The following is a 24,442-nucleotide window of genomic DNA, read 5'->3' as shown; positions in this document are numbered from 1 at the left end:
CCGTACTCGCCCTGCTGGGCGCGCTGGCGGTGACGGCCGCGGGCGGCATACGTCTCCCCCGGCGACGGAAGCGGCCGGGCAGCCCCTCCGGTACAACCGGCGCGCGCGCAGATGTGACCGGCTCCCGTGGCGGACGAGGCACTGCTCGACGAGCTCGTCGGTGGTGAGGATCACGGTCGGCACGCCGGCTGGACGAGTCCGCTGCTTCGGCCTGGCCCAGAAGGCCAGAGAGATGCTCTGTTCTCACAGCCCTCAGAAACTCGGCTTCTTCCGGAGCGTGAAGCCGGAGGGTGGAGCCAGGATCATCCTGGCTCCACCCGTGGTGAGGGCGTGTCACTGGAACTGTGCGAAGAACCTCCAGATCTCTGCTTTGGTCCAGGTGGCGACGCCGCTTTCGTTGGGGGAGCCGTCGACCGGACCGGGTATGTGGCCTCCGTCGAAGGCGGCCCATTGGACCGGGTATCCGGCACGGCAGCCCGAGTAGGTGGTGGTGATGTGCGTTCGGCTGCCCGGCGCGGGCTCGCGCGGGCTCTGGGCGGCGCAGCCGTTGTTGCGGACGAACCTGTCGCGCAGGGACCGTCCTTGCGCGATGTTGAGGACGGAGTCGCTGACGCCGTGGATTCCGAAGTAGGCGATGGGCTGGGTGCCGCCGCTGCACCCGCTGATCTCGGCGCCGGATATGACCGCGACGGCCCTGAAGACGTTCGCCCGGCTGCATGCGAGTGCGTAGCTCATTCCGCCGCCCCAGCTGAATCCCGTGGCGAAACGCTGTGCCGGGTTGACACAGAGGCCGCCCTCGATCCGCCGGATCATGTCGTCGACGAAGGTGATGTCCTCACCGCCGGAATTGGCCCAGCCGTTGCCGAGGCCCTGGGGGGCGACGAGGATCGCGGTGTTGTTCGACTGTTCCTGCTGGCCGTAGTAGGACCAGGCGCTCCCGCTCGTGCCGCCCGAGGCGACGTCACCGGCGGTTCCGCCCCGCCAGTGGAACGCGAAGATCAGCCGGTAGCGGTGGGTGTTGTCGTAGTTGGCGGGCACCCTGAGGATGAAGCTGCGGGTCTTGCCCCCGCTCTGAATCGTGTGCGTACCGCTCGTCAGAGCCGGGGCGTTGCCGCATCCGCCGGCGCCACCACCGGACGACAGCTTGACCAACTGCCACTGCTGGTTGGCGCCGCCCCAGTCGGTGTACTGGACGACGTTGCCGCCGTCGGCGGTGGAGGAGCCCTGCACCTCCACCGCCTTGCCGCTGTTGCGGTTGATCAGCCGGACGTGGCCCGCTTCGGAGTCGGCCAGGCGGAACTGCTGGTTGGCCCCGTTGTGGTCGGCCCACTGCTGGATCGCGGCACCGTCAGCGGTCGAGGCGCCGGCCACGTCGAGGACCTTGTCCGAATGCCGGGCCTTGAGGCGGTAGAAGCCGCCGCCCGAGTCCACGAACTGCCACTGCTGGTTGGCTCCGTCGTGGCGCGTCCACTGGCTCACCCGCGCGCCGTCGGCGGTGGAGGTGCCGGAGACGTCCAGCGCCTTGCCGCTGTTGCGATTGACCAGGACGTACCAGGCATTGGTGTCCACCGTCGCCGCCTCGGCGGGCGTCGGCTTCACCGCGGCGAGCATGCCGATCGCGAGGGTCGCCGTCACCACGGCGGCGAGGCGGGACCACCAGCGATGTGTTCGTGGAGGGGCGGGGGAAGCCGCACCGTAGGTCTTCATCGATTCACCCCTTCGTTCGTGGCAGGTCCCATCAGGTGCGGGTCCAGCGTTGGTTGCTGCCGTTCGAGCAGGAGTAGAGCTGGATCAGGGTGCCGTTGGCGGTGCCACTTGCGACGGCGTCGAGGCAGAGGCCGGACTGGACGCCGACGATGGATCCGTCGGAGTTGAGGCGCCATTTCTGGTTGTCGCCGCCCCAGCAGCTGTAGATCTGGACTTTCGCGCCGTTGCCCGTGCCGGCGGCGTCCAGGCACTTGTTGCCGTAGACCCTGAGCTCGCCGGCGGCGGTGTACGTCCACTGCTGGTTGGTGCCGTTGTGGCAGTCCCACAGGTGGAGCTGGGTGCCGTCGGTGGTACTGGTGCCGGGCACGTCCAGGCAGCGGCCCGAACCGACGCCCTTGATCTGTCCGGAATCCGCAGGGGGCGTGGAGGTGCCGCCGTTGAGTGCGTTGAGGACGGCGGTGTAAGCGGGCTTCTTGCTGCCGTCGCGGTTGAACAGCAGCGGCGTGTGCTCCGGTCGCCAGGAGTCGGAGTCGCGCACACCCCAGACGGTGATGCCGAGGCAGCGCGGGACGGCCAGACAGTCGTTGGTCACGTTGGCGTAGGTCGAGGCCGGGGCGCCCTGGATGTCGAGCTCGGTGATGGCCACGTCGACGCCGAGGGCGGCGAAGTTCTGCAGGGTGGTGCGGAAGTTGCTGTTGTACGGGCTGCCGCTGTTGAAGTGCGACTGGAAGCCGACGCAGTCGATCGGCACGCCGCGCTGCTTGAAGTCCCTGACCATGGCGTACATGGCCTGGGTCTTGGCCCAGGTCCAGTTCTCGACGTTGTAGTCGTTGTAGCAGAGCTTGGCGGCCGGGTCGGCGGCGCGCGCGGTGCGGAAGGCGACCTCGATCCAGTCGTTGCCGGTGCGCTGGAGGTTGGAGTCGCGCCGGGCTCCCGAACTGCCGTCGGCGAAGGCCTCGTTCACGACGTCCCACTGGGCGATCTTGCCCTTGTAGTGGGCCATCACGCCGTTGATGTGGTTGATCATCGCCTGGCGCAGCGTGCTGCCGCTGAGGCTCTGCATCCAGCCGGGCTGCTGGGAGTGCCAGGCCAGGGTGTGGCCGCGCACCTGCTTGCCGTTCTGCACCGCCCAGTTGTAGACGCGGTCACCGGCGGTGAAGTTGAACTGGCCCCGCTGCGGTTCGGTGGCGTCGATCTTCATCTCGTTCTCGGCCGTCACCATGTTGAACTCACGGCCCGCGATCGCCGTGTACGCCGAGTCGCCCAGCCTGCCCGAGGCGATGGCGGTGCCGAAGTAGCGGCCGCTCTGTGCCGCCGCGGCGCCGAGCGTGCTCTCGGCGGCGTGTGCGGTCGGCGGCGAGACCAGTGCGGCGACCACGCCGAGGACGCCGACGACCAGCGCCAGGAACAGGCCGCGGATCTTCCGGCGGATAGCGGGTCTGGGAAGGGCATATGCGCCCATGGCTGTGCCTCCAAGGTAGAAATCACGGAAGGACCGAAGCGCAGGGGAATGCGTCGTCCGCTCCCACTCGGCAGACGGACAGGGCGGGCCGGAACCCGGGCGGCACGGAATCACCGGACGCCACGGTCACGCTGTGCGAACCTCACCGGAACGTGACGGGGTGGCGCAGGTTGCAGGTGCTTTGGTGCGCGGATCTGTCGTGCGGCTGTGCGTGGTCTGCGTGGATCTGCCGTGCAGCACAGATGGCTCAGGGCCGACGTGGCTCGATATCTCGAACGATGGCCGCTTCCTCAGACAGGGATGATTGAGGTCTTGACGATGATCGTCAATACTTCCCGCAGAAGAAGTTTCGGATCCTCGACCGAAACATTCAGGGATCCCCTGCGCGCCGGACGGCGAACCCCCGGCGCCTCCGTCGACGGATACCGCAGCGCCGGGGCCGGGACGAGCGTGCGGACGCCATGTGCTGGACGATGCGCTGTTTGTGGACAGATCGGCGACAAGCCTTGACCGGAGGGCCTCGCATTCCTAGCTTGTGGCGTCAAAGCTTCCGGGAATTCCTCGAAACGTTTCGAGATTTGTCCCTGCCCCGGCAGTCCGCTCCGCGGTTCATCGGGGTCACCTCACCCCCGCCCCCCAAAGGAGGGCCCTCCGATGTGGTTTCGCCACCCGTCCCCGGTCCGTCTCAGACGCTTACTCGCCGTCCTCGCGCCCTTGCTGCTCGTGGCCACCTTCCTCGGCGCCCAGCCCGCCGGCGCGGCGACGGTAGACCCCAACGCCTCGTACGTGCTGGTCAACCGCAACAGCGGCAAGGCGCTGGACGTCTACAACATGGCGACCAACGACGGCGCCCGCATCACCCAGTGGACCAGAAACGATCAGAACCAGCAGCAGTGGCAGTTCGTCGATTCCGGGGGCGGCTACTACCGCATCAAGTCCCGCCACTCCGGCAAGGTCCTGGACGTCCACAACTGGTCCACCGCGAACGGCGGCTCGATCGTCCAGTGGGCCGACCTGAACGCCACCAACCAGCAGTGGCGACTGGCCGACAGCTCGGACGGCTACGTGAGGCTCATTTCGCGCCACAGCAACAAGGCACTCGAAGTACAAGGCGCCTCCACCGCCGACAACGCGAACGTCGTCCAGTACGACGACTGGGGCGGCAGCAACCAGCAGTGGCAGCTCGTCAAGGTCGGCGCCGACAATCCCGGCCCGTGCGACCTTCCGTCGACATACCGCTGGACGTCAACGGGCGCGCTGGCGCAGCCCAAGCCGGGGTGGGTCTCGCTCAAGGACTTCACCGTCGTCCCGTACAACGGCAGGCAACTCGTCTATGCGACGACGCACGACACGGGGACGCGCTGGGGTTCGATGAACTTCGGCCTGTTCACCAACTGGTCAGAGATGGCCTCGGCCAGCCAGAACACGATGTCGAATTCCACCGTCGCGCCCACGCTCTTCTACTTCGCGCCGAAGAACATCTGGGTGCTCGCCTACCAGTGGGGCAGGACGGCCTTCTCCTACCGGACGTCGAGCGACCCCACCAACCCGAATGGCTGGTCATCCGAGCAGGTGCTCTTCTCCGGAAGCATCTCCGGCTCCGGAACAGGACCCATCGACCAGACGCTCATCGCTGACGGGACGAACATGTACCTGTTCTTCGCCGGCGACAACGGCAAGATCTACCGGGCCAGTATGCCGATCGGGAACTTCCCGGGCAGCTTCGGCTCGAACTCGACAGTGGTCATGAGCGATACGACGAACAACCTGTTCGAAGCCCCGCAGGTCTACAAGCTCCAGGGCCAGAACCGCTACCTCATGATCGTCGAGGCGATCGGCTCGCAGGGGCGCTACTTCCGCTCGTTCACGGCCACCAGTCTGAACGGCACCTGGACACCCCAGGCCGCGACCGAGAGCAATCCCTTCGCCGGCAAGGCCAACAGCGGCGCCACCTGGACCAACGACATCAGCCACGGCGAGCTGATCCGCACCAGCCCCGATCAGACCATGACCGTCGATCCCTGCAATCTGCAGTTGCTCTACCAGGGGCGCAGCCCCAACTCCGGCGGCGACTACGGCCTCCTGCCCTACCGTCCGGGTCTGCTGACACTGCGGCGCTGACGGCGTGACACCAGCCCGGCTCCGGTACGGAGCCGGGCGGCGGGCTCGGCGGAAGGCCGAGCCCGCCCGGGTCGGGTCACGCGACAACGTCAGCGCTCGTACGGCGACGGAGCGCGGGGCCGGGCAACGCTCACCAGCCCGAGTGAGTGGTTCGTCCTACCCTTCGCCCCGAGGGGCCGCGCCCATGGACGCCGGTCCGGCCGGCCCGAGGGCGACCGGATACAGTGCGCGAGACGGCAGCCTGGTCCGGGAGGGGAAGCGTGACCGACACCAGCAACACCCGACCCGCCGACGGCGAAGCGCAAGCTCCCCAGGAGAGCCGACTGCACCGCCTGATGCGCTACATCCCCCTGATCGCCCCCGTCCTGCTGTGGGCCGTGCCCTGCTGGGTGCTCCTGCACACCGGCCAGCACTGGCCGCTGCCCGTCGCACTGGTCGGCACCGCCCTGTTCGCCCTCGGCCTCGTCGGTATGCCGCTCGCCATGGTGCGCGGCCACGGCCGGCGTCAGCAGGACCGGGCGGCGATCGTCGGTGACACCCTGCTGGGCACCAGCTGGGCCCTGTTCACCTGGTCCGTTCTGCTCGGCGTCCCCTTGCGGCTCGCCCTGACCGTGGCCGGCGTCGGCGAGAGTCAGGACCGGGCCCGAATCGTCACATGGGCCGTCCTCGGCACAACCGCCGTGCTACTCGCCTGGGGGTACGCCGAAGCCCGCCGCGTGCCGCGCGTGCGCCGACTCGACGTGCAACTCCCCCGGTTGGGTGCCGGGCTGGACGGCATCCGCGTCGTCCTCATCACCGACACCCACTACGGCCCGCTCGATCGCACTCGCTGGTCGGCGCGGGTCTGCGAGACGGTGAACTCTCTGGAAGCCGACCTGGTCTGCCACACCGGCGACATCGCGGACGGCACGGCCGAACGCCGTCGCGCCCAGGCCGTCCCACTCGGTACCGTGCGGGCCACCCGGGCTCGTGTCTACGTCACCGGCAACCACGAGTACTACAGCGAGGCCCAGGGCTGGGTCGACCTCATGGGCGAGCTGGGCTGGGAGCCGCTGCGCAACCGCCACCTGCTGCTCGAACGCGGAGGCGACACCCTCGTGGTCGCCGGCGTGGATGACGTCACCGCCGAGTCCTCCGGCCTGGCGGGCCACCGCGCCCACCTCGCCGGAGCCTTGAACGGCGCCGACCCCGACCTGCCCGTCCTGCTCCTGGCACACCAGCCGAAGTTCGTCGACCGGGCGGCAGCCGTCGGCATCGACCTCCAACTCTCCGGCCACACCCACGGCGGCCAGATCTGGCCCTTCCACCACCTGGTCCGCATCGACCAGCCCGCCCTCGCCGGCCTCAGCCACCACGGCACCCGCACCCTCCTCTACACCAGCCGCGGCACCGGTTTCTGGGGCCCGCCGTTCCGCGTCTTCGCCCCCAGCGAGATCACCCTGCTCGTGCTCCGCTCCCCAGTGAAGCCCCCGCGTCCCGGTCGTCCGTAGCCGAGCCGGACAGGCCGCCCGCGACCCGCGAGCGGCCTGCTGTTCAGGTTTTTCCTACTGACTGCCCATCAGTTCTGTTCGCTGGTCCGGCGCCTGCGTGCGAGGTAGACCGCGGCGGTGCCGACTGCCACGACCGCGAGTCCGGCACCCGCGAGGACGGGAGTGCTGCTCGACGCGCCGGTCTCGGCGAGATCTCCGTTCGTGGTGGGGTGGTTCGCCCCCGTGTCCGTGCCGGGCTCGGGCGTGGCCGACTCGCTGGAGGTCGGGGACGGGGACGCGCTCGCACCGGGCGCGTCGTTCGCGGCGAGCACCGCCGCGAAGGCGCCTGCGATCACTTTGTGGCCCTCGGCGTTGGGGTGCGGGTCCTTCTTCGTGCACGCCCAGGTCAGCTGACAGATCTTGGCCACGTTCGCCGGCACCTCGCCCGCGCCGGGCACGTTCACCTGGGTGGTGAAGTCGTCCGAGGAGAAGGCCCCGGCCACGTCCGCCACCTTGAAGCCCGTCGACTTGTACACCTGGGTGATCCCGGTGTTGGCGGCCTTGACCAGGGGTGCCGACTCCTTGGCGGCCTGCTGCCCCGCGGCCCCCTGCAGCCAGGCTCCCAGGAACGGGTTGTGGTACGTCGAGCCCACGAACTGGGTGTCGTCCGTGCCCGCCTTGCGGAGCGCGCCGGTGATCTGGGCGAGGTTCTTCGCCATGGATTGGCGCGCGCTGTTCAGGCACGCCCCGTCGAGCGTGCCGGCCGGGCTGACGCAATTGAGGAGGATGTCGTTCGCGCCCACGCTGAGGGTCACGTAGGCGACCTTGCCGTGGTGCTGGGCCATGGCCTGCAGGGCGGCGTCCAGTTGCGACTTGGCGTTCGGGTAGTCGCACTTTCCGCCCTTGAGCAGAGACTCGGTGGTCTCAGCGGTGCAGCCCAGGCGTATGTGCTTCAGTCCGGGGGTGCGCTGCTTGAGCTGCGCGTAGAGCTGGTCGGTGTAGGCGACGTCGGTGTCCTTGTCGACGTCCGGCTGGTAGCCAGAGGCCAGGGAGTCGCCGAGCGAGATGTAGTACGTGGTGTCCTTGGCGCCGGTCGCCTCGTCGGCGGCGGCCAGTCCGGGCGTGCCCAGCACGATCGTCATGGCGGCGACAGCCAGCCTCGGGACGACACTCTGAAGGGGTCTCATCACTTACGTGTGCGCTTTCCAGTTGTTGGGGGGTTGAATGCCTCAAGGACGCGGAATCGCCACGGTTTTCGGGCACCCGAAAAGGTCCTTGATTAAGGCATGGGGGGACGCCTCCGTGAAGCTGCGGGATCTGTCCGACTTTGCATCGGAGGCATGGGCGTCAACCTAGCAACGCCTACACCGACTTGAGTATGGGAAACCGATAAAGGGAAGGTCACAATGACATGCGTAATCATCAGAAGTGCCAGGCCGGCAGGGAATTGGTGACCGGACCCGTCGGTAGCCATTCGCTGAGTGATCGACAGCGCAGTAATTGCTACGACCACTTTCACGTCCGGTCGGACGCGGCCGCGAAGAACAGCCGACGCGCAGGCGAACATTCCGAACACGGCCGGTGCACGGGCGTGGTCCACCCCGACCAGGCAGCACGTCAGGCCGACTGCGCGTGTCCCACCCACCCCGGCACCGCGTCAGCCGGGCGCGGGCGCCGAGGCCGAGGTCCCCAGGGATTCCCTGCGCAACGGCATGCCGGACCGGCCGTCACCGCCGGTCCTGACCGCCAGCACCTGGTTGACACCCATCGTGTTGTTCCCGAACCCGACCGCCGAGGCCGCCATGTACAGGCGCCACACCCGCGCCCACCCGGGCGAGGTCAGCTCGACCGCCTCGTCCCAGTGCGCTTCGAGGTTGGCCACCCACGTTGCCCACGTCGTAGTGGTGACTGATGGCCGCCTTGTCACGGCGCATGCTGTGCGCGGGACCGCGACGGCGCACCACCTCCTCGGCGGGCAGTGCCGGAGTCCATGGCCAGGACGGCCGAGACCAAGGCCCGCAGGCAGACGCGCTCGGCTTCCTCGTCCGGCAGGGACAGGTGCTGCATCGTCAGTCCGTCGAAGCCGGCCAGGAAGAACCTCGCGAACGTCTCAGCGGGCTGGCCGAGCTGGTGACCGGTGCGTTCGGCGGCCTGGTCGACGAGCCTTGTCGTCACCGCCAGGACCTCGCTGCAGTGGCTCTGAAGAGCCTCCTTCAGGTGTGGCGTACGCAGGGCGAACATGCTCAGCTCGGTGAGCAGTTGGTGCGGGGCGGGCTGTTCGAGCACGGTACGCCAGAGTGCTTCGGCGAGCGTGACGATGGTGTCCTCGAAGCTCGCGTCCGTGGGCGCGGCCCGTGTCACCTGGTCGATCAGGTCGTGCGTGAGCTGTTCCATGACAGCCCGGTACAGCTCCTCCTTCGTGCCGAAGGTGTAGTGCACGGTCGCCTGGGCCACGCCGAGCTCGGCGGCGATCGCGCGGGTGCTGCCGGCGGCGACACCCTCCCTGGCCATGAGGCCGATGGCCGCCTTGATCAGTTGTGGGCGGCGCTCCGCCGCGGATACATGAGCCATGACACGATCCTTGTCCGACTCAGCCTGTCGAACAGGTCGCTCGACGCATCATCGGGTTCATGAGGATGGCCGCTTCTCGGCCGGCGGCCGGGCGGACGCGGCGTACCGGCCACCGGCCACCGGCCCAGGAGTCGCTGCCCGTCAGGGGGCGGTCCTCGACGCCTCGGAACGGAGCAGGGTGTTGAGGTTGGCCATGGACGCGCGCATGCCGGCGCGCATCGCGGGCTGCTGTACGCGGTCGAGGAGCAGGCCCAGTGGACCTAGGCCGATGGCGTACTCGACCTGGTAGAGCATCTCCGTCGCCTCCCGGCCGTCGGCGCTCTGGACCGGGCGGAACTCGAAGGTGTTGGTGACGTCCTGGAGCGGGGCGAAGCCGGTGCCGGTGTCGACGCGGCGCTCGAAGGGCTCGATCTCCCGGACGGTCCAGACCGAGTCGGTCTTGAGCGGGCCGAGGGTGCGGTTGCGCTCGGAGTAGGTCTTGCCGACGGTGGCGACGCCGTGGTGGTCGGTGACCTCGATGGCGCCGGCGACCCACTCGGCGTACCGGTCGGTGCGGGAGATGACGTCCCACACCCGCCCGAGGGGGGCGTCGATGACGGCGGTCTCGGCGACGACGAAACGGTTCATGACAGGGTTCCCTTGCTTGTTGGTTGGCCCGCGCGTCGGTGATCGACGGTGCGCGGCACAGCGTCCGGGTCGTCACCGCGGCCGCCCTGATCATGTTCACCGTCTTCGCCGGGTTCTTCCCGCTCGACGACGCCCTGATCAAGCCCATCGCCTTCGCGCTCGCCGTCGGCGTCGCCATCGACGCCTTCGCCGTCCGCCTGACCCTCGTCCCGGCAGTCCTCGCCCTCGCCGGACGGCACGCCTGGTGGCTCCCCGCCTGGCTCGACCGCGTCCTGCCCGACCTCGACGTCGAGGGCACCCGCCTCCAGAAGGCCCCGGAGGTGGAGCACAAGGAGCCCGAGCGAGTCTCCTGAACCGGCTGCGCACCCCGCCCGCCTCCTCGACGTTCCGCCGGAGGACAACCAGCAGCTCATCGACTGGGGCAACCGCATCATCGGCAACACCGACCCCGACTACGCCGACGTCCTGCTCGACAGCGCGGAGAGCGAGCAGTACCGAACCACCTGCCCTTCCCACTAGAAGCTGCCGGTCGAGGGCAGCCTCACCTGACCTGGGCCAGGGGACAGCAGGAGGGCGCCTGACGAGGGCCGGTGCCCGTCAGGCGCCCCTACCGACGAGGTAGGACCTGCCTAGCGCCGGTGGTCTCCCACGGTGACGATGCCCTTCGTCCTGGCGCCGGTCCTGTTGTCGTAGAGGACATCTCCGGTGGACTTCTTCCAGATCTTGATGCGGAAGGTGTCCGGGCCGTCGGTGGCGGTGACTCTGAAGGCGTAGCCGTCCTTGCCGCCCACCGTGCCGGTGCCCTGGTACACGGCCTGGGAGCCGTTCACCACGAGCCAGTCGGAGCCGGTCGAGCGGAAGGTGAGCCGGGCGGGGCCGAAGACGAACGTGGCCTTGCCGGTGGGGACCGTGGCTCCCTTGCGGTACCGGGCGTCCAGGGTGAACGCCGCCTTGCCGGTCAGCCCCGGCTCGCCCGGGTAGGCACCGGCCGGCGAGGTGATCGTGCCGACGCCGGTAGCGGGTCCGGCGGCACGGTCGTAGACGATCAGCTCGGCGAGCGTGGTGGTGTCCGTGCCCTCGTCGTCGTCGGTGACCGTGACGACCGGGCGGTGGATGCCCGCGTCGTCGTAGACGTGTGCGGCGCGGCAGCCCGAGTCGGTGACCGTGCCGGTCGTCGGCCGGCTGCCGTCCTTCCAGTCGACCTCGCAGGTGTGGCTGTCGGCCGTGCCCGGGTCGTCGAAGGAGGCCGTGACCACGGCGGGCTTGCCGGCCGGGACGGGTGAGCCGGGACCCTCGGCTGACGTGATCGACGGGGCGGCGTTGGAGACCTTGACGGTCGCGGTGTCGGTGCCGCGCCCGCCCGTGAGGGTGACCTCGAAGGTGCCGTCGTCGGTGCAGGTGAGGGTCGTGCGGGCGGCTGCGGGGTCCTCGACTGCGCACGGGGCACCGTCCTGGACGGTCCACTTGGGGGTGCCTGCCCCGGAGACGGTGCCGGCGAGCGTGATCGCCTCGCCCTCGGTGCCGGTGGCGTCCGGCCCGGCGTGGACGACGGTGACCGGGTCGATGCCGCCGAGGGTCGGGACGACCTTCTCGATCAGGCCGTCGGAGTCGAACTCCAGCTTGTCGATGGTGGTTTCGCGGTGGGTGCCGTCGCCCCCGGGGATGGCGAAGCGGTGGTAGGCGATGTACCAGTCGTCGGTGTTCGGGACGTGGACGACGGAGTGGTGGCCCGGGCCCTTGATGCCCAAGGACAGGTCCTTCTCCAGGATCACGCCCCGCTTGGTCCACGGGCCGGTGGGCGAGGGGCCGGTCGCGTAGGCGACGCGGTAGTTCTCGTCCCGGGTGTCGTTCTCCGACCACATGAAGTAGTAGGTGCCCTTGCGCTTGACGACGAAAGTGCCCTCGTTGTAGCCGCTCGGGGTGATGTCCTGGACCTTCGAGGTGTCGATGGAGGTCATGTCGTCGCCCAGCGGGACGACGTAGGCGCGGCCGTTGCCCCAGTAGAGGTACTTCGTGCCGTCGTCGTCGGTGAAGACCGCCGGGTCGATCATCTGGCCGCGGAAGTCACCGGCCTTCAGCAGCGGTTTGCCCAGGGCGTCCTTGAACGGCCCGGTGGGCGAGTCGGACACCGCGACGCCGATGTTCGCGTCGGCGCAGAAGTAGAAGTAGTACTTCCCGTCCTTCTCGGTGATCGCCGGTGCCCAGGCCCGGCTGTCCGCCCAGCTGACGTCCGGCCCCAGGTCGAGGATGACGCCGTGGTCCTTCCAGTGGACCAGGTCCGTGGAGGACCAGGCCTTGAACTGCGTGCCGCTCCAGCCCTCGAAGCCGTCGGTCGTCGGGTAGATGTAGAAGGTGTCGCCGAAGCGCACGATGTTCGGGTCGGCGTTCAGGCCCGGCAGGACCGGGGTCCTCATGATGAGCGCCGAGACCTTCCAGGTGCGCTTCTTGCCGTCCGACCCGGTGACCTCGTACGTCACCGGCTGGGTGAAGTCGTGCACGCTGCCGGAGGCGGGGCTGATCGTCGCGCCTTCGGCGAGCGCGAACTCCGGTGCCAGCGCGGTGAGGTCGGTGCCCTCCTTCATCGGCAGGGTGATCGTGCCGCCCGCGTTGTCGACGATCGCGTCGACCTCGAGCGCCGGGTGCGTCGCCTTGGCGATGCCCGCCGTGTTGCCGCTGAGCTCCATGACCTCGGCGCCCGTCAGGGCACGGTCGTAGATGCGGAAGTCGTCGACCTCGCCGCCGAAGTAGGGGTCGGCCGCGTACAGGGACCGGCCGATGTAGCCGCTGTAGTCCTTGGCCGCGTCGTACAGCTCGGACGGTTTGATGGTGGTCGTCGTGCGGGCCGCCTCGACGCCGTCCGCGTAGAGGACCATCGTGCCGGTGGCGCCGTCCAGCGTCACCGTGACGTGCCGCCACTGGCCGGGCGTGAGCTGCGAGCCGGCCGTCAGCTTCGACTCCGCCGACCAACTCGCCTTCGTGATGGCCGAGTAGAGGCTGGAGCCCCCGTTGGACGGAGTGGCGAACAGGTACTTGTCGCTGTCGGGACCGAGCCCGAACAGCCACTGGAAGCTGCTGCCGCCCTTCCACTTGGCGTACGTCGACACCGTCACGCTGTCGGCGCCCTTCAGCACACCGTTGGGGATCTTCACGTACGGCGAGCCGGAGTCGCCGGACATCTTGAACGAACCGCCGTGCACGCCGCCGCCGAAGTCGGGGGTACGGACGTAGGTGCCGTGGTAGCCGTGCCCGCTGGAGTCCTGGGCGATGCTGCCGCCCGTCTCGTCGAAGTCGTAGTGCAGGAGCAGGTCCGCCGGGACGTCGGAGCCCTCGTCCGACACGGTCACTTCGGCCCGGACCGGAATCGCGGCGCCGTTCGGCAGGGTGCCGGTCACGGTGAAGGTGCCCGGCTGTGCGTACGACGACGCCGGTACGTCCGCCCAGTCGACGGAGACCGGCCGCTTGACGCCGTCGGCGTACTCGGCGACGACGGTGGCCGGCAGGACCGGGGCGACGCCGACCCGCGTCTTCACCGACACGTCCTCGACGCTCTTGACGACCTGGTCGGGCTGGTAGGCGCGCAGCAGCCGGTCGTACTCGGCCTGGGTGACCGGCAGCACGGTGCCGTGCCGGGGCTTGGCGGGCAGGTCGTAGCCGGTGGACGGGGTCCAGGTGCCGGAGTCCAGGTCGGTCGTCTCGAACGGGATGTAGCCGCGGCCGCCGAACTCGTCGAGGAACGCGTACCACTTCTCCTCGGTGTTGGACTTGAACACCAGCGGTCCCTCGGCGGCGTTCATCGCGCCCTTGCCGATGCCCTCGGCGACCGGGGCCCAGGACGGGTTCAGGATCGAGTCGCTCTTCTCCTGGAAGACGAACTTGCTGTTGGGGGTGGAGGAGGTGTTGTTCCGCTCGTCCTTGGACAGGCGGTAGTACGTGCCGTCGTGCCGGATCATCGTGGAGTCGATGACCGAGTAGCCGCGGTCGATCCACACCTTGGGCTCGCTGAAGGTGTAGAAGTCGCGGGTGGTGGCGTACATCATGCGGTTGTACGTGTCGCCGGAGTGGTCGGCGTTGTCGTACAGCTTCGACGCCCAGAAGACGACGTACTCACCGCGCTCGGCGTCGTAGAAGGCTTCCGGTGCCCAGGTGTTGCCGGCGCTGTCGGGTGAGACCTTGACCAGGCGCTGGTTCGTCCAGTGCACCAGGTCGGTGGACTCCCAGACCATGATGGACTTGCTGCCGTTGCGCTGGGCGGCGTCCCAGTCGCCGTTGCCGTAGATCCTCAGGTCGGTGGCGATCTGGTAGAACTTGTCGCCCTCCGGGGAGCGGATGATGAACGGGTCGCGCAGGCCCTTCTCGCCGAGCGTGGAGGTGAGGACCGGCTTGCCGTCGTTCAGTTCACGCCAGTGCAGCGGGTCGTTGCCCTTGCTCAGGGCGGCGTAGAGCTGTTCGCCGTCCGAGGTGCCCTCGCCGGTGAAGTAGCTGAACATGTAGCCCTTGAGGGCCGCCTCGGCGGGCAGTTCGGGCACTCTGGCCGTCATGACGCGCGTGGCCTCGGCCTGGCCCTTGGTGACGGTGGCGGTCAGCTCGACGGTGGTGGCGCCGTCACCGTGCGCGGGGCGGTGGACCTCGCCGTCGGCGGAGACGACGTCCGGCTTCGCGGAGGACCACGTGACGGTCGTGCCGAGGGCGCCGCTCCTGGGCAGGGTGAGGTTGCCGCGCGCGTCGTCGAGGTTGTGCACCGTGAGCGCCTCGGCGGCCTGCCGGGTGGCGGCGGCGTCGTCGAGCGCGGGCCGGACCGTGACGTCGAAGGTCTTGGTGCCGGTCACGGTGCCCTTCTTCAGGGTCGCCGTGAGCGTGGCACGGCCGTCCGGTGAACCGGCCTCGGGGCGGGTCACCTTGCCGGTGTCCGACACGACGGACGGGTTGTCGCTGTCCCAGGTGATGGAGGAGCCGCCGGCCGGGCCGGTCCTGGGCAGGTCCAGGTCGGAGGTGACGCCGCTGGTGTCACCGAGGCTCAGCGCCTCCTTGTCGTCGGCGACGCCCTGCGTGGCGACGGGGAGGGAGAGCTGCTCGACCTCCGGACCGTCCAGTGCCCGGTCGTATACACGGAAGTCACGTATCCGGCCCTTGAAGAGCTTGTCGCCGTCGTAGACGGACTTGCCGATGTAGTTGGCCTTGGTGCTGCCGGAGCCGATGGCGCCGGGCGTGGTGGTGACCGAGGTGTTGCGGCCGACCTCGACGCCGTCCTCGTAGAGCACACCCGTGGAGCCGGTCTGGGTGTAGGAGACGTGCTTCCACACGCCGCGGGTCAGGTTGTGGGAGTCGGACGGCTTGGTGGTCTGCTCGGTCGACCAGTTGCCCGTCGCGACGGAGGTGCGGAAGGAGTTGCCGGTGGTGAACAGGTATCCGTTGCCGCTGCCCGCGCTGGTGTTGCCGAAGCCGTAGAGGAAGTAGGGCGTGCTCTGGGCGGAGTCGATCAGTACGTCCATGGAGACGGTGATCGAGTCCATGCCCTTCATGACGTCGTCCGGCACCTTGATGTAGGTGTCCGATCCGTTGAAGGCGAGCCCCTGACCGGATGCCGACCAGCCGGCGGTGCCGCTGACCGTGCCGTCGCGGCCGTGGCCGGAGGCGTCGGTCGCGGTGCTGCCGGAGTCTGCGTCGAGCTTGTACCACAGGGCCAGGCCGTCGGCGATGTCCGCGGCTTCGGCCACCGGTGCGGCCGGTGCCGCTTCTGCGGAGGCGGTGGGTCCGGCGAGGGTGAGCAGCATCGACGCGGCGGTCAGCCCGGCGAGATGGCCCGCCCGGCGTCTCGCGCCGCTGCGAAGTCGTGCGAATCGTGCGACGTGCGTCATGTCGAGGTTCCCTGCTGAGGCATGGCTGATGACGGACAAGGCGGAACGCGGAACGAGGAGCCGGCGAGGCGACGGCAAACCCTTGCCGTGGGGCCTGCCGTTACACGCAGGTGACGTGTGTTGCGAGAGTCTCAGTCGACGCCCAGGGCAGCGTCAATAGGTTTCGAACAATGTCCGACAGGTCGAACAGATTCGTGCGACTCGCGGTGGTCCACGTGGTCAGCGCGGAATGCCGCGCGTGTACGTGTCGGCTGTTCGGCGCAGAATCGCCTCCGCGTCGTCGACGATCCTCCGTACGATCTCGGCCGCCGGAAGGACGTCGTGGACGAGGGCTGCCGACTGGCCGGTGAAGGGCAGGAATTCGTGCCCGCGGCCCTCGAGCATGGCTCCCACGATGCGGGGACCGGCTTCGGCCGGCTGCAGCTGCTCGGGATGCGCTTCGGCGTCGTCGAGGAAGGGCGTACGCAGCGAGCGGGGGAAGGCGTAGCCACCGGGCCGTGAGAACGGCGGCATGAAGCGGTCGCTGTGTTCCAGTTTGACGGTGTCGCGTGCGTCGGCGGCGACGATCCGGTCCTTCCACTCGGTGGCGACGTTCATCTCCACCGATGCGAGCAGACGTGTGCCGATGGCCACGCCCTGCGCGCCCAGGGCCAGTGCCGCCGCCAGGCCCCGGCCGTCGGCGATGCCGCCCGCGGCCACGACGGGCGTGTCTCCCGCGATGTCCACCACCTGCGGAACCAGCACCATCGTGGCCACCTCGCCGCCCTGGCCGCCCGCCTCGCCACCCTGGGCGACGATGACGTCCGCGCCCGCACGCACGGCCTGCTCCGCCTGCTGGACGTCCATGACCTGCTGGATCCACAGGATGCCCGCGTCGTGGGCGCGCTCGATCAGGTCGCCGGGAACGCCGAGGTGGAACGAGACGGCAGCCGGGCGCTCGTCCAGGGTGGCCTGGAACGCCTCCTCGTTCAGCGGGCGGAGGGTGTGGTTGATGGCGAAGGGCCGGTCGGTCAGCTCCCGCATACGGGCCCACTGGCGCCGTAGGTCGGCGAGCGGGCGCACCGCCGTGCCCAGACTGCCGAGGGCCCCCGCCCCGCACAGGGCGGCAGCGAGGTCGACCTGCTCGAACGGCCCGTACGGTGCGCCGATGACGGGCACCTCGATACCGAGTACGTCACACAGTCGCGTCCGCAGCATCGTCGCCTCCTCCCGGCACCCGGTCGGTCGGTGCCGTTCCCGACCATCCTGACCCGCCGACGGCGCCGGCGCACGGCACGCCGGTGCGCCGTGGCTCCCGGGCGGGCGCCCGGGGCCGTGCGGCGTCCGGGCCGAGAGCTGCGGTCAGGACCCGAGCCGGTCGGCCCGGACGGCTGCCGCCGGTCGGCCGGCGGGAACGACCGGTGGCGTCTCCCCCGGCCGCCGCACCCGCACCGTGACGAGTGCCCTGGCCATCACCTTGGGGTTGAGCAGGACCGACGGCTCCGCCGCCCGCATCGCGAACAGCGCCAGCCGACGGGCGATGTCCGGGTCGGACAGAGCTGCCGTGCGGACCGCCCGTTGAAGCGCGTTGGGCGGTTCGGCGAGAGCTTCCTTCCGGCCGAGGGCGTCGTACTTGTCGATGAACCGATGCGCTCGGCGGTACGAGCGCAGCGCCTGGCGAACGTTCGCGCCGCGGCACAGGGCTTCGGCGGTCGCGTCGGCCAGCCATGCCGCGCTGCGGAACGCCCAGCCGCATCCGACGGCGGGTACGGGGTCGGATGCGGTCGCGGCATCCCCGATCAGGGCCAGCCCGGGCCGCGGTGCGGGATCCCGGCGAACGCACGGATAGTCGGTGGTGCCGACGAGGTTCGACACCTGTCGCGCGCCGGCGAGCGAGGGCCCGTCCGGCAGGCGCGCGACGAACCGGTCGAAGGCGGCGGTGCGATCGGTGGTGAACTCGGGAAGCCGGTCCTTCGCCGGGAAGACGCCCACCTGCGTCAGGCCGTCGTCGACCGGGATGCACACGGCGACGTCCCGGCCGAGGGGCCAGACCTGGCCGTCACCGGGGCCGTTCATCGTCGCCCCCTCGTAATACGTCCAGAACAGGAAACGCTCGTTCGGGGCACGGTCCTCGGCGACCCGGGCGAGTCGGGCGACCGTGGAGCGGTGGCCGTCCGCACCGACGACCAGACGGGCCCGAAGGGTGGTGCGCCCGGTCCCTCCGTCCGACGTGACGACTCCCGCGACGGCTCCCCCGGCGTCCTCGACCAGGTCGACGACACGGTGCCCCGTCATGAGGTGCACGCCGGGGGTCGAGCCGGCGATCTCCCGCAGCAGCGGGTCGAGCTTCCTGCGGCGCAGGCTGATCGCCGGCGGGACCCCGCTGTCCGGCCGGGGGACGATCCAGCCGGACCCGGTCCACACGCCGAGTCCGGTCGTCACCGCCGCACCGTGGTCGAGCATCGGCTGCCAGAAGCCCAGTCGCCGCAGGACGTCATGGGTGCCGCCGAGCACGAAGTGCCCGCACAGCGTCTTGTGTGCCTGGGGACTGCGGTGCCGCTCGACCAGCGCCACCCGCAGCCCCGCCCGGCCGTACGCCGTCGCCGCCGTGCAGCCGGCGATGCTCGCGCCCACGATGATCACGTCGTAGTCCATGGCCGTCTCCGCCGCTCCGATGGTCCCTTCGGTCACCAGGAAGCATGCGCAGAGCGGCCGGACACCGACATCGGTAGTGAATACCCATCCTTCGGGGCGGCCGTCTACCTACCATCGAAGTGTGACGGCCGGCACACGGACACTCGAAGAACGGGACAGTGAACTCGCATCGCTGTCCCGCTGGTGGGGGGAGGCGGCCGCCGGCACCGGGCGCCTCGTCCTCGTCGGGGGCGACGCGGGCGCCGGCAAGACCGTGCTGCTCCACGAGTTCGGCCGGCGACTGGGCAACGCCCGACTGCTCAGCGGCAGCAGCGAACCGCTCACCACGCCGCTTCCCCTCGGTCCGCTGCGCGACATGGCCGACTCCCTGCCCGCCCCCCTGAGCCGGGAGCTCAGCGGCACCCCCGACCCCGTGACGGTGCGTCGCCGGCTGTTCGAAGAGCTGCGCGAGGGCGCCGTCCCGACCCTGGTCGTCCTGGACGACGCGCACTGGGCCGACGAGGCCACGCTGGACCTGCTGCGCTTCCTGGGCCGCCGCCTGGGGGCATGCCCGGCCATGGTCGCCGTGGCCTACCGGCAGGACGAAGTGGGGCCCCGCCATCCGCTGCGGGTGCTGGCCGGGGACCTGGCGGCGCTTCCCGCGGTGCGCCGGCTGACCGTGCCCCCGCTGTCCGAGGCGGCCGTCGCGCGTCTCGCGGCGGGAACCGGGCTCCACCCGGCCGAACTGCACCGCCGAACGGGCGGCAACGCCTTCTTCGTGACGCAGGTACTGGGCGACGGCGGCGCCACCGTGCCCGCCACCGTCCGGGACGCGGTGCTCGCCCGCGCCGCGCGCCTGGGACCAGGGGCTCGTGATGCCCTCGACACCCTCGCCTGCCTCGGGACCCGGGCCGCACCGTGGCTGGTCGAGGCGGTCTCCGGCTGCTCGGCCCGAGAACTCGACGAGTGCGTGGAGCGCGGAATGCTCACCGCCGAGCACGGCGCGGTCGCGTTCCGGCACGAGCTGGTCCGCGTCGCCGTCGAGCAGGCGACCCCGCCGGGGCGCGCGGCGGACCTGCACCGGCGGGCGCTGGCCGTGCTCACCGCGCGCCCGCCCGGCGAAGTGGAACCGGCGCGTCTCGCCGAGCACGCGCAGCGTGCCCACGACCGGGCCGCCGTGCTCGCCTACGCACCCCTCGCGGCAGAACGGGCATCCGCGCTCGGGGCTCACAAGGAGGCCGCCGCCCACCTCCGCCGTGCGCTCGACGTCGTCCAGGGGCTCCCTGCCGCGGACCGGGCAGGACTGCTCGAGGCGCTCGGGCGGGAGTGCCATCTCGCCGACGACCTCGAAGCCGCCCTGCGGGCCCGGCAGGCCTCAGTCGACGCGTGGCGGAAGACCGGTGACAGACGCCGGCAGAGCGGGGCGCTGGTCGGTCTGGCGATCACCGCGGCGCATCTGGCCCGGGAGATCCCCCTCGGTGAGAAGGCGTGTGACGAGGCCCTCGGGTTGCTGGCCGGGCTGCCACCGACGCCCGAGCTGGCACTGGCCTGTGCCGTCCGCGCGAAACTGTCCGGAATGGCCTTCCGCGGCGCCGATGCGATCGCCTGGGGTGAGCGGCTCCTCGCGATGACCGGCGACGGAACGGACCCGCAGGGACGGGCTCTCGCGCTGTCGTCGATCGGCATCGGCCGCGCACTGGAGGGCGACACGGCCGCCCTCGGCCTCATCGGGGAGAGCGTCCGGCTGGCACGCGCGGCATCCGCTCACGACCAGGCGGGACTCGCGTATTTCTGGCTCCAGTTGATCTGCGTGACCCGCCGCTGGTACCGGGAGGCCGAACGCTGGTACGGCGAGGCCCTCGCCTTCACCGACGACCACGGCCAGGAGGTCTGGCGGCAGTGGCTCCGCGCGTTCCACTCGCGTGCGCTGCTCGACCAGGGGCGGTGGGAGGAGGCCGAGGCGCTCGCGTCGGAGGTGCTGCGCACGGCTGGTGTGGACGACGGACGCAAGATGCTCAGCATGGTGGTGCTGGGGCGGCTGCGCGCCCGCCGGGGCGACTCCGATGCCCGCCCCCTCCTGACCACGGTGCGGACGACCATGGTCACCGCCGAACCGGTCGTCGGCTGGATCATCGGCGCCGCGCCGGCGCTGGCCGAGGCCGCCGCCTACGCGGGCGACACCGACCAGGTGCGCGCGATCGCCGGCTCGGCCTCCGCCGCCGCCGTGGAACAGGGCGAGCCGTGGCTGCTCGGCGAACTCGCCTACTGGCTGTCCCGAGCCGACGGACCCGCCACCGTCCCGGTGCGGGCCGCCGAGCCCTACCGGCTCCAGCTGTCCGGCCGCCCGCGGGAGGCGGCCGTCCGCTGGCAGGAGCTCGGCTGCCCCTACGAGTCCGCGCTCGCGCTCGCCGACACCACCGACGCGGGAATGCTGCGCGAGGCGCTCACGGCGTTCGACCGCCTGGGCGCCGGGCCGATGCGCGACGCGACCGCCCGTCGGCTACGCCGGCTCGGGGTGCGCGACATCCCCAGGCGGCGGTCCCGCCCGGTGGGCTCCGACGGGCTCAGCGCCCGCGAACAGGAGGTGCTCGCCTTGCTGGCCGACGGATTGCGCAACGCAGAGATCGCCGAGGCGCTGTTCCTGTCGAGGCGGACCGTCGAGCACCATGTGGCGGCCGTCCTGCGAAAGCTCCGCGTGACGAACCGGGGAGAAGCCGCTCGGTACGCCCGGCACCACGGCGTCGCTGTCCGCTGACGGCGCGCGGCGGTGTGCGGGCGGGCCTCCACCTGTCCGGACCGCTCGCGGGACGAGACCGGAGGCCGCAGCCTGGAACTGGTGACGTGACGACCGGCGACCGGCGACCGGCGACCGGCGATGGGACGGACCGGATGCCGCTGAACCGTCGGGGAACGGGCCGTGTGTGCGAGAGGGCTGATGGACGCGGAAGCCGTGCAGGCGCGCCTGCTGGGCAGCTTGGACCTGCGCGTCGGGGACCGGCGGCTGGGGCCGCTGGACTCCGCTCGTGCGGAGTCGCTGCTCGCTTACCTGCTGCTGCACCGCGACGCGCCGCGGCCGCGTCAGCACCTGGCCTTCCTGCTGTGGCCAGGTTCGAGTGAGCGCCAGGCCTACACGAATCTGCGCAAGGTGCTGCACACGCTGCGCCGTGTCCTGCCGGAGTGCGACCGGCTGATCGACATCGGACCGCGGAGCCTGCAGTGGCGCCCGGACGCGCCCCTGTGGCTGGATGTGGAGCACTTCGAGCGGTCGCTGGCCGCGGGGCGTCTCCAGGAGGCAGTCGAGACGTACGCCGGCGATCTGCTGGAGGGCCGCTACGACGAGTGGCTGCTCGGTGAGCGGGAACGGCTGGCGGGGCTGCACCTGAACGCGTTGGAGGAACTCGTTCGCCGACATGAGCGCGAGCGGAACTGGTCCCAGGCCATTTACTCGGCTGAGCGGCTGGTCGCTTCCGACCCGCTGCGTGAGGAGAGCCACCGGCTCCTGATGCGGCTGTGCCGGGCGTCCGGAGACCGCGCCCGCGCCGTGCGCGCCTACCATGCCTGCGCGACGGTGCTGGACCGAGAACTCGGGATCGAGCCGTCGCCGGAAACCCGTGCCGTCCACGAGTCGCTCGTGGCCGCGGTACCGGCCGGAGTGGAGAACGACTCGCGGCCGCCGCCCGCGGTCGGCGGGAAGGCGTCCGGCACTTCCCCGTTCGTCGGCCGGGAGGCGGAGAGGGCCCGCTTGGCCGCCGTGTGGAGCGCCGCGGTGTCCGGACGGGCACAGCTGGTGCTCGTCAGCGGCGAGGCGGGCGTGGGGAAGACGCGGCTGGTCTCGGAGATGCACGCGCAGGCCGGTGCCGTGACAGTGGCGGCCCGCGCCTACCCCGCGGAGGGTTCGGTGGCGTACGGGGTCGTCACGGCATGGCTGCGCTCGCGCCCGGTCGCCGCACGCCTGTCCCGGCTCGACCGCCCTCACCTCGTCGAGCTGGCGCGCCTGCTTCCGGAGCTGACCGGCAGGGTGCCGCCGCCCGAACCGTTGCCCCGAGCCGAACTGCGGCGGCGGCTGTTCGAGGCGATCGGCCAGGCGCTGCTGGCCGCGGGCACGCCCCTGCTGCTGATCCTCGACGACGCGCAGTGGGCCGACACGCCGTCGCTGCGCCTGGTTCACCACCTGGTGCGAACGGCACCGTCCGCACGGCTGCTCGTCGCGGCCACCGCGCGGCGCGAGGACTGCGACGTCGGCCACCCGCTGGTCGAACTGGCCACCACCCTGCAGTCGCAGGGCCGCTGCACAGAGATCGCACTCGACCGGCTCGACCGGGCGCAGACCGCACTGCTCGCCGAGCGCATCACCGGCAGGCCGCTCGACGCGACGGCGATGCGGCGCCTCTACCGCGACAGCGAGGGCAATCCGCTGTTCGTCGTCGAGGCGCTCAAGCCCGACGCGCCGACGGACGCGCCCAAGGTGCAGGCGGTGATCGCCGGCCGCCTGGCCCGGCTGTCACGGCCCGCCGCGGCGCTGGCGGGCGTCGCGGCGGCGATCGGACGGGCGTTCACCGCCGACGTTCTGTCGGCCGCGTCCGGACTCACGGAGGAGGCATTCGTCGGTGCCCTGGACGAGCTCTGGCACCGCGGCATCATCCGGGCGCACGGCCCCAACGCCTATGACTTCAGCCACGGGAGGGTCCGTGACGCCGCCTACGCCTCGCTCGGCCCGCCGCGCCGGCGACAGGCGCACCTCGCGATCGCCCGGGCCCTCGAGCAGACCGGCGAGGCCCCGCCCTCGGCTCGCGCATTGCACTACGACAAGGCCGGCGCGACCGCTGAGGCGGTCCGCTGGTACGAGAGGTCGGCGGAGACCGCCCAGTGGCTGCACGCCCACGCGGATGCCGTCCGGGCACTCGACCGCGCGCTGGTGCTCTCCGACCGTCTGCCACCCGGGCCGGACGCCGCCCGGCTCCAACTGCGCCTGCTCACCGCGCTCCCGGCTCCGCTCGTCGCCTGCGAAGGCTACGCGACCGAGCGGATGGCGCGGGTGCACGCACGGGCCCTGCGCCTGGCCTCGCGGCTCGGATGTGCCCCCGAGCCGCCGCTGGTGTGGTCTCTCGCGCTGGCCGCGCTGACCCGTGGTGACTGGGAACAGGCCCGGACGTTCGGTGAACAGTTGCGGATACGCGCCGCACGCGACGACGACCAGGTCCTGAAGGTGGAGAGCGACTACATCCGAGGCATCACCGCCTACTGGCCCGGCCGGCTGACGAAGGCACGCATCCACTTCGAAGCCGCGGTACGGAACTTCCGTCCCGCCCTGCGCCAGGCCCACGTACTGCGCTACGGGCAGGATCCGGAGCTGATCGTCCGGCTGCGCCTGGCCCACACGCTGTGGCTCCTCGGCCGCCCCGCGGAAGCCGACCGGCAGCAAGCCCTCGCCCTGCGCGCCGCCGACGAGTCCGCTCATGGATACAGCCGGGCGACCGTCTGGGTGTTCTCCGCCATCCTCGCCGCGGACCGCGGCGACACCCAGGAGGTGCGCCGCTGTGCGCGGATGCTCGATGCCCACACGGGGGACGACGCTCCCGCCCAGATCCTGCTGGCCGCGGAGGTGTTGGCGGGCCACCTCGACGTCCTGGAGGGGCGCACGGCCGCCGGACTGGCGCGGGTCCGGGACGTGCGCGAGCACGTCGTACGCGGCCCGGCACCCGCACCAGGCCTGCCGGGTGTGGCGACGCGACTGCTCCTGGAGGACTACGCGCTGGCGGGCGAGCCGGCCGCCGGACTCGCACTGGCCGACGAGGCACTCGGCATGGGCCGCGGCGCGGAACTCTGGGAGGCCGAGATCCGGCGCCTGCGCGCCGCCTGCCTCGAAGCGCTCGGCGCCCCCGGGGACGACGTCGCGGCCGAACGCGACCACGCCCTCGCGGTGGCGCACCGCCAGGGCGCCCGCGCGTTCGAGCGGCGGATCCGGGCAACGCTCGAGGAACGCCGGCCCGGACACGATGGCGCCATCCGATGACGAC

General features: G+C 70.8%; 12 protein-coding genes and 3 pseudogenes. 6 read left to right on the top strand and 9 right to left on the bottom strand.

From position 1 onward, the window contains the following. Nucleotides 1–333: 333 nt before the first annotated feature. The gene (locus tag GTY47_RS12750; RefSeq protein WP_102514908.1) at nt 334–1,707 is read right to left on the bottom strand and encodes an RICIN domain-containing protein; all 1,374 of its coding nucleotides are present in this window, start codon (nt 1,705–1,707) and stop codon (nt 334–336) included. A 31-nt stretch (nt 1,708–1,738) separates the two neighbouring features. Continuing rightward, the gene (locus tag GTY47_RS12745; RefSeq protein WP_010045570.1) at nt 1,739–3,169 is read right to left on the bottom strand and encodes an endo-1,4-beta-xylanase; all 1,431 of its coding nucleotides are present in this window, start codon (nt 3,167–3,169) and stop codon (nt 1,739–1,741) included. Nucleotides 3,170–3,823: 654 nt separating this feature from the next. On the opposite strand from GTY47_RS12745, the gene GTY47_RS12740 reads away from it, so the two are divergent. Together GTY47_RS12740 and GTY47_RS12735 are read left to right on the top strand one after the other, a co-directional pair. Continuing rightward, nucleotides 3,824–5,290, top strand: coding sequence for a non-reducing end alpha-L-arabinofuranosidase family hydrolase (locus GTY47_RS12740; RefSeq protein WP_010045567.1), 1,467 nt, complete (start codon nt 3,824–3,826; stop codon nt 5,288–5,290). 260 nt (nt 5,291–5,550) lie between these two features. Beyond that, nucleotides 5,551–6,780 carry a metallophosphoesterase gene (locus tag GTY47_RS12735; protein ID WP_010045565.1) on the top strand — a complete coding sequence of 410 codons (1,230 nt, stop codon included), beginning with the start codon at nt 5,551–5,553 and terminating at the stop codon, nt 6,778–6,780. Between the two features lie 68 nt (nt 6,781–6,848). Here the strand turns inward: GTY47_RS12735 and GTY47_RS12730 are convergent, their stop codons facing one another. The 4 genes and pseudogenes from GTY47_RS12730 to GTY47_RS12715 form a co-directional block, all read right to left on the bottom strand. After that, nucleotides 6,849–7,901 carry an SGNH/GDSL hydrolase family protein gene (locus GTY47_RS12730; protein WP_010045563.1) on the bottom strand — a complete coding sequence of 351 codons (1,053 nt, stop codon included), beginning with the start codon at nt 7,899–7,901 and terminating at the stop codon, nt 6,849–6,851. Between the two features lie 515 nt (nt 7,902–8,416). Continuing rightward, nucleotides 8,417–8,647: pseudogene (locus GTY47_RS12725) on the bottom strand (class I SAM-dependent methyltransferase); the annotation flags it as partial. 35 nt (nt 8,648–8,682) lie between these two features. Then, the gene (locus GTY47_RS12720) at nt 8,683–9,330 is read right to left on the bottom strand and encodes a TetR/AcrR family transcriptional regulator (protein WP_010045558.1); all 648 of its coding nucleotides are present in this window, start codon (nt 9,328–9,330) and stop codon (nt 8,683–8,685) included. A gap of 141 nt (nt 9,331–9,471) precedes the next feature. After that, complete coding sequence (locus tag GTY47_RS12715; protein ID WP_010045556.1) at nt 9,472–9,957, bottom strand: SRPBCC family protein; 486 nt, start codon at nt 9,955–9,957, stop codon at nt 9,472–9,474. Between the two features lie 26 nt (nt 9,958–9,983). On the opposite strand from GTY47_RS12715, the pseudogene GTY47_RS12710 reads away from it, so the two are divergent. Together GTY47_RS12710 and GTY47_RS40790 are read left to right on the top strand one after the other, a co-directional pair. After that, nucleotides 9,984–10,310 (top strand): annotated as a pseudogene (locus GTY47_RS12710) (MMPL family transporter); the annotation flags it as partial. Nucleotides 10,311–10,326: 16 nt separating this feature from the next. Continuing rightward, a pseudogene (locus GTY47_RS40790) lies at nt 10,327–10,455 on the top strand (cytochrome P450); the annotation flags it as partial. A gap of 131 nt (nt 10,456–10,586) precedes the next feature. On the opposite strand, the gene GTY47_RS12700 reads toward GTY47_RS40790, so the two are convergent. The 3 genes from GTY47_RS12700 to GTY47_RS12690 all read right to left on the bottom strand — a co-directional run bounded on the left by GTY47_RS12700 (nt 10,587) and on the right by GTY47_RS12690 (nt 18,482). Continuing rightward, on the bottom strand, nt 10,587–15,812 hold the full coding sequence (locus GTY47_RS12700) for a family 43 glycosylhydrolase (protein ID WP_010045549.1): 5,226 nt from the start codon (nt 15,810–15,812) through the stop codon (nt 10,587–10,589). Between the two features lie 219 nt (nt 15,813–16,031). Further along, a complete protein-coding gene (locus tag GTY47_RS12695; RefSeq protein ID WP_010045547.1) occupies nt 16,032–17,009 on the bottom strand; it encodes a nitronate monooxygenase in 978 nt (325 codons plus the stop codon). Nucleotides 17,010–17,153: 144 nt separating this feature from the next. Then, nucleotides 17,154–18,482, bottom strand: coding sequence for an NAD(P)/FAD-dependent oxidoreductase (locus GTY47_RS12690; RefSeq protein ID WP_010045546.1), 1,329 nt, complete (start codon nt 18,480–18,482; stop codon nt 17,154–17,156). Nucleotides 18,483–18,567: 85 nt separating this feature from the next. On the opposite strand from GTY47_RS12690, the gene GTY47_RS12685 reads away from it, so the two are divergent. Beyond that, entirely contained in the window at nt 18,568–21,180 is a 2,613-nt protein-coding gene (locus tag GTY47_RS12685) for a LuxR family transcriptional regulator (RefSeq protein ID WP_010045545.1), read from the top strand. 180 nt (nt 21,181–21,360) lie between these two features. Next, on the top strand, nt 21,361–24,438 hold the full coding sequence (locus GTY47_RS12680; protein ID WP_010045544.1) for an AAA family ATPase: 3,078 nt from the start codon (nt 21,361–21,363) through the stop codon (nt 24,436–24,438). The last annotated feature ends 4 nt before the right edge of the window (nt 24,439–24,442 follow it).

The organism is Streptomyces sp. SID5464 (assembly GCF_009862985.1).
Classification (GTDB): domain Bacteria; phylum Actinomycetota; class Actinomycetes; order Streptomycetales; family Streptomycetaceae; genus Streptomyces; species Streptomyces chartreusis_D.
This window is presented reverse-complemented; position numbering and strand designations above follow the sequence as displayed.